Raw genomic sequence first — 9,665 nt, forward strand, 5'->3', positions numbered from 1 at the left:
GCTGCCGGACCGCATGTCGATCCGGGCTCCGCAAACCTCGGTACGCTCGGCGAGCGACGACGAAGTCAAGGCAATATCTCGACGTAGCCATCGCTTCCGTGCACGCGAATGCGCTGCCCATCGGGAATCAGTCGGGTGGCATCGGCCACGCTGACGACGGCAGGCAGGCCGTATTCCCGTGCGATCACCGCACCGTGTGTCATCAATCCTCCGACCTCGGTCACCAGACCTGAGACGGTGACGAACAGAGGTGTCCAGCTCGGGTCCGTGTGAGCAGTGACCAGAATGTCACCCGGTTCGAGATCGGCCTGGTCCATATCCAGGACGACGCGGGCGCGCCCTTCGGTCGTTCCAGCGGAGACCGGTAAGCCGATCAGCGCGCCGGTTGGCACGTCGTCGCGTCGGTAGGCTCCGGTGACGACCTCGCCATCGGATGTCAGCACCCGGGGCGCGGTCAGCGAGTGGTACGCCCGGAAGGCGTCCTTGCGCTGCTGGATGAGCACGTCGTCCACGTGCTTCGAGCGCACGACGTCGTGGAACTCCCCGAACGTGAGGTAGAAGACGTCTTCCTTCTCGGCGAGCACGTCGGCCTGCACGAGACGTTCGGCCTCTTCGAGCAATGCCTGCTTGTAGATGAAGGAGCGGCTGACGATGCCGTATTTCGGGTACTCCCGGTAGCCGATGAAGGTCCGGACACGGTCGATCATCCGTTGGGTTTCGTCGGCCTTGCGCTCTCCGTCCGGCAGTACGCGCAGGCGCTGGAACACCTCTTGTGCCTTCTTCTGTGCCGCCTGTCGTCCTTGCTCGAAGCGCCGCTCGGCGGCACCCGGCTCGAAATTCCTGACGTTGTCGAGGATCGCGGGCACGAGCGTGCTGGGGCGTTCGCGCCATCGCGGCCTCGTGATGTCGATCTCGCCGACACAGCGCATGCCATAACGGACGAGGTAGTTCTCGATGGCGTCGCGTGCTGCGGTCCCGCCCGCGAACTTCGGCAGCTCATCGAGGAATCCGTCGTCGGCCACACCCTGCAGGAAGGCCACCACCTCTGGATGGGGGCGAACCACGTCCGCGACGTCGAGCAGTGCCAATCCCATCTCCGAGGTGATGTTGCCGGGTGCGGACATCGTCAGGGTGTCCGCCGCGTTCTTCTCGCCCAGCCATTCCCACAAGTGGTTGTTGAGCCACCAGGTGGCCTGGATTCCCGCCATGACCGCCTGCATACTCAATGGATCGCTCAGGACGCGTTTGTGCTCCTCGAAGGCCTCCAGCAGGAAGTCGAACAACGCCGGACCGGTCTTGGTTCGGATGTCGCGGCGCAGAGCATCGATGGATGCTCGGCTGCGCTCGATCAGCTGATTGACGATCGCCGGATCGGTGTCGATCGCGGCGGGCGCACTCCCGACCGGGGGAACCCCAGGACCGGCATCCGGGAGTGTGGGAACGAAGTCGTCGCGCTCGAGGACGGTCTCCAGCGCATCTCTGGTCAGCGGATCGTCCTTCCCTATCATCTCCAGGAGGCCGGCACGGCTCGCGGGCGATGCCAGGCGCGGGGTGACGTCGACGAACAGTCTCCCGCCGGCCTCGTGCATCGGTGCCATGGCCGTCGACTGCCACATGGACAGCCCCAATGGCCTCATGGGGTCGGTCATCATCTGCTGATGCCCCACGGAGAGATAGACATGGTTGTCTCGGTCGCTGGCCGCGGGGATGGGGAACAGCGTGGTGATCGGGCGGCTCTGCACGATCTGGAAATCGTCGCCGACCGAGCACCATTCGATGTCCTGCGGACCGCCGAAATGCGCTTCGATCCGCCGCCCGAGCTGTACGAGCCGCACGGCCTGCGCATTCGTCAGGGCCGGGCGCTGCTGCCGCTGCGGGTCTAGCGCCACTTCCTGCGTCCCTCCAGTCGGCATGGCGTGCACGGCACGATGCTTGGCGGCGACCGTCTCGTCGATGACCCGCCCATCACGAACCGTGAACACGTCCGGGTTCACCAGGCCGGAGACCAGAGCCTCGCCGAGGCCGAAGCTGGCGTTGATGGTGGCGACCTTCCGGCTGCCCGTGACGGGGTCGGCCGTGAACAGGACACCAGCCGCGTCCGGGAAGACCATCTGCTGTACGACCACGGCCATGTGGACCTTCCGGTGGTCGATGCCGTTGCGCAGGCGGTAGGTCACGGCCCGCTCGGTGAACAGCGATGCCCAACAGCGGCTGATGTGCGCAATCGCGCTCGGCGGCACGACGTTCAGGTAGGTGTCCTGCTGGCCCGCGAAGGAGGCTGTGGGCAAATCTTCTGCCGTCGCGCTGGATCGCACTGCGTAGGTAGCCGGTTCGCCGAGCCGGGCGAGGGCGCGGGTGATCGACGCCGCCAAGTCCTCCGGGATGGCGATCGCTTCGATGGTTCGGCGGACCTCCGCGCTGAGCATGCAGATCGCTTCGGTGTCGCCTGGGTTCAGGCGCGATAGCTGATCGAGCCGATCCTCGATCGATGGCGCTTGCGCCACAACCTGCTGGAAGGCGGCTGTCGTGACGCAAAACCCAGCCGGCACGTGAATGCCCTCGATCCGCGACAACTCGCCCAGGTGCGCGGCCTTGCCGCCAGCGATCGCGGTCTCCGTCCGGTCGATTTCTCGAAGGTCCAACACGTACTGCTCGAACACGTCGTGCTCCTATTCCTCGGTGATGCCGTTGTCCGGCCGCCGATTCTGCGGCACGACCCGGGTCTTGCCGCAAGCCCCCATGTGCGCTATATGTTGAAAGTGGCAGAGAGCCAGCTTTGCTTTTGCCGCCACAATGAGGCCGGAGAGTTCCACGACGTCGTGCGAAGGATTCCAGCGCGGTGACATGTGATGTCCATACGCTGACAAACATCCGATTCCGTAGGTTCGCAGACTCCTCGGATCACCAGCGGGTTACTCGACCCTCGTCCGTCCTGCCGGTCTTCCGAGTCGGCCCGCGGGTTGATATTGCGTTCGTTCGAGGTGTTCGTTAGCATTAGCTGCATGTACATGAATCGACCATTGGGTGAGGACGGCGATTCATTCGATCACCTGGTCGATGACTGGTTTCAGGTTGCAGCCTTCGTGGCTGCAGTGGACGCAAACCTGGGGAAATGGTTGAACGGTCGCTATGGCGTGGGACTCACCGAGTACAACGCGCTGCGCCATCTCAGCGCGGCACCGGACAAGGAACTGCGGATCAACGAACTGGCCAACCGGATCGGTCTGAACCAGAGTTCGGTGACACGCCTACTCGGCCGCCTGGAGGCTCGGAATCTCACGCGCCGTGAGACCTGCTTCGAGGACGGGCGTGGGGTGTACGCGGTCATCACGGAGGGTGGTGAAGCCCTCATCGTGGACGCGCGCGATCCCTACCGGGCGCACCTCGAGCATGCACTGTCGAGTGTGGAGGCCACCTCCCCCGCGCTCGGCGCACACGTTGTCGGTCGAGTGCTCGCGAGCATCGGCGGACTCCCCGCTTCCTGACCAGGCGTTGCCTGACACGCGCATTCTCGCAGAAATGCCTTCATATAATTGTATGTACACGCAACTTTGGAGGATATATGCCGGCTACGGTCGAGATCTACGTCGACTACGTGTGCCCCTACTGTTTCCTCATCGAGGATTCGGTCAAGGCACTACAGCGAGACCACGACGTCGATGTCGCGATTCGGCCCTACGAACTACGCCCTGATCCAGTGCCGACCCTACGGCCCGAGGACGAGCACCGTCCGCGAGTCTGGGACAGCTCGGTCTACCCGATGGCCCGCGAACTGGGGGTCGACATCACACTTCCCACGATCGCTCCACAGCCTCGCACCGAACTGGCTTTCATCCTCTGCAGGTCGCAGAGGATGAGCCGGGCGGTCGCGCACAGTACCCGACATGTCGAATCGGGCGGAATCCCCTTCGTCGCACTGGTGGTGTCCGACGATGGTTACACATCCGACTTCGGGGTGAACCTGGTTCTCGAAACCTGTGATTCCACCGCGCACGCAGAGATCGTCGCAATGCGAAGTACGCTGCATGCTCGAAACCTCACCGACTTGCAGGGGATGCGGCTACTCGCTACGGGAGAACCCTGCGGTTTGTGTTATCGCTTCGCGTTCGAACACCACATCGACAGTGTTCATTTCGCGGTCGACGCCGCTACTGCAGCACGCTATGGGTTCGACTATCGCACCAGCTATGGACGCCTTGGAATCGACCGTGCGCGCATGCCGATCGCTGTGGAGTGCCTTCCCGTGGATCGGGCGCTCGAGCCGTTTACTCGCTACCTGCAACTTCACTTCCCTCCGGACCCTGAATTCCAACCGGGTCGACCGAAAGGACAACCATGAGCTGGCTCTATCTCGGAATCGCGGTCATCTTCGAAATCACCGTCGCACTTTCCGCAGGGAAAGCCGCAGGCTTCACCAACCTGCGATGGACGATCGCCACGCTCGCCAGTGGCGGCGTCGCGACCTACTTCCTCAGCCTCGCGCTGCTCACCTTCGATGTCGGCGTCGGGTACGCGATTTGGACGTCGGTCGCGGGCGTCGGGATCGTCTTACTTGGCGCTCTCTTGTTCCAACAGCGACTCAACTGGAAAAAGGTGGTCGGCATCGTCGTTGTAATCGGAGGAGTCGTCGGGCTCCAACTCAGCGGCGCCGCCTGAGCGGCAGTCGACCCGAGTTCTGGATGCAGTCTGACCTCTCGAAAGGATCGAACCGTGACCGTTGACACCACCGATGCCGCCTACACTCAGAAGACCACTGACCGACGTAATGATGCCCGCGCTTGGCTCGTCTTGCTTCTGGCCGGACTTTTCGAGGTCGGTTACGCTCTGTCCGTCGGCGGAAGCCATGGCTTCACCGTCCTGTCCTGGTCGCTCGTTGCAATCGTCTTCTTCCTACTCACCTTGTTCGCGCTCAGTGTCGCTCTCGAGCGGATCGACGTCGGGATCGGATACGCTGTCTGGGCCGGCATCGGCGCAGTTGGTGCCGCGCTTCTCGGGCCGATCTTCTTCGATGAAACACTCACACCGATGAAGGCATTGTGGCTTGCGGTGGTGATCGTCGGTGTGGTGTGGCTGAAACTCGCCGACCGGCCTGTCGACGCATAGGACGCCGCAACCCGCATTCGGCTGCGGCGAAACAGCACGACGGGCCTCGGAACCAGCAACAGCCACAACGGCATAACACGTGAAGAGCCCGTTGCGTCGAGGGGTGCACGGCGGGTTCGGAGGGCGAGCCGGGGAGCCCCCAGTCGAAAGACCGATAGGGCGCCCCGGTCCGACCCTACACCGAACATCCCGCTAGTAGTGAGGTCTTCGAATCCACCACCGAGTTTGAATGTCGGTACCCGAGGTGTGAGCTGGTCATGACGAGAAACGTTGCGTATCAGTAGGCTTCGGTCCTACTCGTTCGGCAACATTTTGTGCCGCGCGTCACTTGGGTGATGGCCCCATCGTCGGCGGTTTCGTCAGCGTTTCGGCGATGAGCTGGGTGTCGGTGTATTCGGTAATAGCGACAATCTTTTCTGCGCGCATGGTGATCACCCAGCAGTAGCGGTTCGGGTAGGGCATTCCAGCAGCGGTGACGCTATGGTTGCGTGCCTCTACGACCACGAGATCGTCCTCGGCAACGAACCGGTGCGCGCTGACCCGATTCGGGCCGGCGAACTGGGCGGTCAACGGTCTCAAAAGGTCCCGCAGCACCGCTGCTTTGCCATCGTAGGTGCCTGACCAGGCGGTGCGACCGATGATCGTCCACCGAACCTCGTCGTCGAGCAGATCGACGAACAATCGGCCATCACCATGGTCGGTTGCCGCGAACACTTTCTGCAGCAACGCCTTGTTGCGCGCCGCGTCCATTCGTTCCATTCGACCAGGATGCCAAAGCGGCCGTCGGATACCACCGGATGAACCGTCCCAGCTGGTCGCAAAGCCCGCTGACAACACGTGAGTGATCCGAGATGCTGGCGAATCCAACGCACCTTGCGCCCGAGCTACTGAAATCGCGACGGTCGGAGAAGCTCGGATGGTCCAGTCCAACAACATCAGAACAGCTCGCTGTCCACGCAGTCGCGGCGAGCCAGCTGTGGTGTCAGATGCCAAGGTCGTCGACAGTGTGGACCCAGTTGCGGGTACCGAACGAGCGACATGACAGCGTGGCCACCGCGAGATCGGGATGGTGGCCGGTCAGATCGTGGCGTGCGAGGTCGGCGAGCAGGTGGCGGCCGAGGGCGGTGATCAGCGTCGACTGGGTCCCGGTCATGATCGCGCAGGCCACAGCGGCGATGGCGGCGGGACCGCCGGTGCCCAGGAACTGGCCCAATGCTTGGGTTTTGGTGTCTTCGCCTGGGTATCGGGCGACGGCGTGGGAGACGTCGATGGTGGACAACCCGACGAACAAGACCAGCTGACAGACAAATCCAGACTGACCACGCGGGTTGGTGAAGATTCGGGGCGCACCGGCATTCCTCTATGTCCGCCGGGAGCTACAAGCTCAGGTACGGCAGCCGATCTGGGGCTGGTTCGGGCAACGTGAACAGTTTCAGATGGGTCCCGAATACGATCCGATGCTTGGCATCGAACGGTTCCTGGTGAGCACGCCGCGAGGCCGACCGGTTGAACCCAGATTTGTGACGGCTTGCCATTGAACCGAGGGTTCAGTGTTGGGTGGATCCGCTCAACGAGTGGTCATGTCAGCGGAACAGGTCGGCGTTTTCAACAGCCCATTCATCATACGTGCGTGGCGGGCGACCGATGATGTCGCGAACGGAGGGACTCTGCGCAAGGCTCCACTCGGTCAGCTCGGGCAGGCGATTGCCGTACTCCCGAAGGGCGTAGAGCGTTACGTCCACCGCACCGTCGGGCCAGCCGTTGCGTTGCCAGGCTGCCCGGCTCTCGCCGGCCGTCAGTTCGATGGCGTGAATGGCGTGGCCGATGGCATCAGCGATGCTGCGTACGCGCGACCGCGTTGACAGCGGGAGGCCCACAGCCTCGAGGATGAGGCCCGTGTAACGGTCGGTGCGCATCGACGCCGCCGCTACTGCGGCGAGATCGTCTTCATGGATGAATGGGTAGTGCCCGATATCGAGGAAGGCCTCGCGGACCACCCGCTCGGCGCGGATCGAGTCCGGCCAGTCGGATCCTGTCGCCGGGTAAGTACCACTGATGACCGAACCCATCACGGCCGATGGCCGGATGTGGGTCCAGGGGATCCCGGAACTTTCCACGGCTCGTTCGATGGCGAGCCAGTACCACGTTTCTGGCGGGTTCGTCTGTTCGTACTCGGGTCCATGGGATGACAGCAGGACGATCCGGCGGACCCCGGCGTCACGAGCAAGCGCCAGCGACTCTTCGACGGTCGCGGGATGCGCACCGGCAAGGAATATCGCGTCCACGTCAGCGAAAACTCTGCCAGAGTTCAACGGCTGTCGGATGGAGCCTTCCACCACCTGGGTACCGTCCGGCCAGCCGCTGTTCTCCTGCGGCGGTGCGAGTACCCGAACCGAGTCCCCAGCGGTGAGCAGTTGCCGTGCCAAGCATCGTCCTACCAGGCCCGTAGGGCTGCAGCCCTCTTCTTTGCTCGGGGCGACCACAGTGAGTAGCTTGACGCCCTCGGTGACCGATCGGCTCCCGATCGATCGGAATCTGTCCATGCAAGACCCTCCAATCATTGGCGGGGATCTTGCGCGTCATCGAGGCGGTCGACGGGCTGATGCCTTCTGCACCACCGGGAGTGACGTTGCGGATCCAATTACGCGGAATTTACCGGCGCGGAATCGTACGTGTCAACCCATCGAGCCGCACTCAACTCGGTGCGTCAGCGCCCGGCCCGAGCGGACCGAGATGTTCGAGACATCCGGCCCGGCGACGCGCTCACCATCGACGAGGCCCAAGAGTTCTAAATGGAGAAATCCCGCGCTTGGAGGCGGCCCCGAGAACCAGCCTGCCGCCAGGTTTCCGGCGATCGAGCCGGCGGCCAGTAAATCCGTTGTCCGACCCGGGGGCGCCGGGCAGGATTCGGCACATGGATACTTCGCCTTCCACCTTGCTGCGTTGGCAGTTCGATCTGACCTGGTCGTTGTTCGAGTACCACCTCGAGCAGCTGGAGGCAGACGACTTCCTGTGGGAACCTGCTGATTTGTGTTGGACGCTGCGCCGGGACGAACGCGGTATCTGGGTGCCCGACTGGGCCGAGTCCGAGCCCGAACCGATCCCTGTCCCAACTATCGGCTGGATCAGCTGGCACATCGGGTGGTGGTGGAACGTCGCCATCGACCACCTGCGGCAAAGCCTTCCCCACGACCGTACCCAGATCATATGGCCGGGTCCTGGATCGGCCTCGGTCGACTGGCTGCGCGGCCTGCGCACGAGGTGGCTGCGTGTCCTCGATCAGATCACTGACACCGAACTCGATGGGCCGACAAGCTTTCCATGGCAGGACGACCCCACCAAGTCCATCGCCCACACGATCGGATGGGTGAACGCCGAGCTGATGAAGAATGCTGCCGAGATTGGGCAGCTACGACTGTTGCGCGCAGTCCGAAACGACGAGTGAGGTAGCACAACTCAGGAAGTGCTGAACTGCATGGTTCAGATTCATTGGCAATGACCCATTGCGCGGCTCGAGCCACTGTTGGTAGAGGGCTACCAGCGTGCGACGCACAGGACTACAAAGCGCGCCATGCCGTCGAGTGCGGCACCGGGCAGCTCAAGGAAAACCTTCCGTGGCAACAAGATTCGATAAACTGGCCGTCCCTGTCAGGCCACCGTCCTCATCGCCGCCATCAACCAATGGCTACGACACGGGTGAGGACGGGCGCCACCGCCTGGGCGGGTTCTGGCATCAGCTGCGTGTCCGCATATTCAAGACCGGTTCGGCTCGGCAGTCGGCGGACTATTGACCTCGAGTGCGGTTGAGGTGGGATTGTGTGTCCATGACTCCGAGCAATACCGGCAAGACCCGCGTGAGCCAGGCCACAGCGCTACCGGCCGAGGACGAGCAAGCCGTTCGTGATCTGGTGGCGCTGGCCGTCCATTCGCAGAGTGACCACTCGGTTCATCCCGATCTGCACACCGAGGAGGTGGTGATCGTCAACATCGTGGGCCGTCGTTTGTTCGGGCGGGATACCTTCGGCACGGCGATGAAGTCGGCCCTCGACAGCGGGCTCGGAGACATCCGGACTACCGTCGAGATCATCGACATCCGTCCGATAACCAGCGATGTCGTCCTGGTCAGCTGCATCAAGACGATTCACGACGAACGTCCAGATGCCGAGACCACACTGCCCAGCACCGGCGCCCTCACCTACGCCGCAGTCCGTACCGTCGACGGCTGGAAACTCGCTCTCGCCCAGACGACTGCGATCCAGTAGCGGCCAGGCGGATCCTCGATACTGCCCGCCCGGCGGCCGAACAATACTTTTCCACCACCCGCACCCCAACCACTTCGAAACACTAGTGTCCCGCGCCTGGAATTCGTTTCAAATATGAGGTGAGGCGTTCGAGGATCTCGTCAGCGGTCTTGGTCCACACGAACGGTTTCGGGTCCTCGTTCCAGGCAGCGACCCAGTCACGGATCGATTTCTCCAGCGCGGCAACACTTCTGTGGACGCCGCGGCGGAGTTGCTGGTCGGTCAGCAGTCCGAACCAGCGTTCCACCTCGTTGAGCCAGG

10 protein-coding genes and 1 pseudogene are annotated in these 9,665 nt (G+C 63.0%); 6 read left to right on the plus strand and 5 right to left on the minus strand.

Annotation, left to right across the window (positions count from 1 at the left end; genetic code table 11):
- Positions 1-65: 65 nt before the first annotated feature.
- Positions 66-2,660: a rifamycin-inactivating phosphotransferase gene (rph, locus tag K940_RS0119965; RefSeq protein WP_028478945.1), complete on the minus strand. Its 2,595-nt coding sequence runs from the start codon at positions 2,658-2,660 to the stop codon at positions 66-68.
- A gap of 342 nt (positions 2,661-3,002) precedes the next feature.
- On the opposite strand from rph, the gene K940_RS0119970 reads away from it, so the two are divergent.
- The 4 genes from K940_RS0119970 (at position 3,003) to K940_RS29510 (ending at position 5,103) form a co-directional block, all read left to right on the plus strand.
- Positions 3,003-3,485, plus strand: a complete 483-nt coding sequence (locus tag K940_RS0119970; protein WP_028478946.1) for a MarR family winged helix-turn-helix transcriptional regulator — start codon at positions 3,003-3,005, stop codon at positions 3,483-3,485.
- 77 nt (positions 3,486-3,562) lie between these two features.
- Positions 3,563-4,339 (plus strand): DsbA family protein, encoded by a 777-nt coding sequence (locus K940_RS33740; RefSeq protein WP_231390453.1) that lies wholly within the window; start codon positions 3,563-3,565, stop codon positions 4,337-4,339.
- Entirely contained in the window at positions 4,336-4,656 is a 321-nt protein-coding gene (locus K940_RS0119985; RefSeq protein ID WP_028478947.1) for a multidrug efflux SMR transporter, read from the plus strand. The genes K940_RS33740 and K940_RS0119985 overlap by 4 nt, the downstream gene beginning before the upstream one ends.
- Before the next feature lie 54 nt (positions 4,657-4,710).
- Positions 4,711-5,103 (plus strand): multidrug efflux SMR transporter, encoded by a 393-nt coding sequence (locus K940_RS29510; RefSeq protein ID WP_051407400.1) that lies wholly within the window; start codon positions 4,711-4,713, stop codon positions 5,101-5,103.
- A gap of 324 nt (positions 5,104-5,427) precedes the next feature.
- Here the strand turns inward: K940_RS29510 and K940_RS0119995 are convergent, their stop codons facing one another.
- The 3 genes from K940_RS0119995 to K940_RS0120010 form a co-directional block, all read right to left on the minus strand.
- A complete protein-coding gene (locus K940_RS0119995; protein WP_196812302.1) occupies positions 5,428-5,862 on the minus strand; it encodes a nuclear transport factor 2 family protein in 435 nt (144 codons plus the stop codon).
- A gap of 223 nt (positions 5,863-6,085) precedes the next feature.
- Positions 6,086-6,382, minus strand: coding sequence for a hypothetical protein (locus K940_RS0120000; protein ID WP_196812303.1), 297 nt, complete (start codon positions 6,380-6,382; stop codon positions 6,086-6,088).
- Positions 6,383-6,686: 304 nt separating this feature from the next.
- Positions 6,687-7,646, minus strand: coding sequence for an SDR family oxidoreductase (locus tag K940_RS0120010; RefSeq protein WP_036529434.1), 960 nt, complete (start codon positions 7,644-7,646; stop codon positions 6,687-6,689).
- 371 nt (positions 7,647-8,017) lie between these two features.
- Here K940_RS0120010 and K940_RS0120020 point away from each other — a divergent pair, with 371 nt between their 5' ends.
- Positions 8,018-8,548, plus strand: coding sequence for a DinB family protein (locus tag K940_RS0120020; protein ID WP_028478951.1), 531 nt, complete (start codon positions 8,018-8,020; stop codon positions 8,546-8,548).
- A gap of 379 nt (positions 8,549-8,927) precedes the next feature.
- Positions 8,928-9,365, plus strand: a complete 438-nt coding sequence (locus K940_RS0120025; protein WP_051407401.1) for an SgcJ/EcaC family oxidoreductase — start codon at positions 8,928-8,930, stop codon at positions 9,363-9,365.
- 82 nt (positions 9,366-9,447) lie between these two features.
- Here K940_RS0120025 and K940_RS33195 read toward each other — a convergent pair.
- A pseudogene (locus K940_RS33195) lies at positions 9,448-9,665 on the minus strand (IS630 family transposase); the annotation flags it as partial.

The organism is Nocardia sp. CNY236, assembly GCF_000482385.1.
Lineage (GTDB): Bacteria > Actinomycetota > Actinomycetes > Mycobacteriales > Mycobacteriaceae > Nocardia.

Coding starts and splice junctions, on each gene's coding strand:
- K940_RS0119970 (WP_028478946.1), top strand. CDS start 3,003: ATGTACATGAATCGACCATTGGGTGAGGACGGCGATTCATTCGATCAC.
- K940_RS0120010 (WP_036529434.1), bottom strand. CDS start 7,646: ATGGACAGATTCCGATCGATCGGGAGCCGATCGGTCACCGAGGGCGTC.
- K940_RS0120025 (WP_051407401.1), top strand. CDS start 8,928: ATGACTCCGAGCAATACCGGCAAGACCCGCGTGAGCCAGGCCACAGCG.
- K940_RS0120020 (WP_028478951.1), top strand. CDS start 8,018: ATGGATACTTCGCCTTCCACCTTGCTGCGTTGGCAGTTCGATCTGACC.
- K940_RS33740 (WP_231390453.1), top strand. CDS start 3,563: ATGCCGGCTACGGTCGAGATCTACGTCGACTACGTGTGCCCCTACTGT.
- K940_RS0119995 (WP_196812302.1), bottom strand. CDS start 5,862: ATGGAACGAATGGACGCGGCGCGCAACAAGGCGTTGCTGCAGAAAGTG.
- K940_RS0119985 (WP_028478947.1), top strand. CDS start 4,336: ATGAGCTGGCTCTATCTCGGAATCGCGGTCATCTTCGAAATCACCGTC.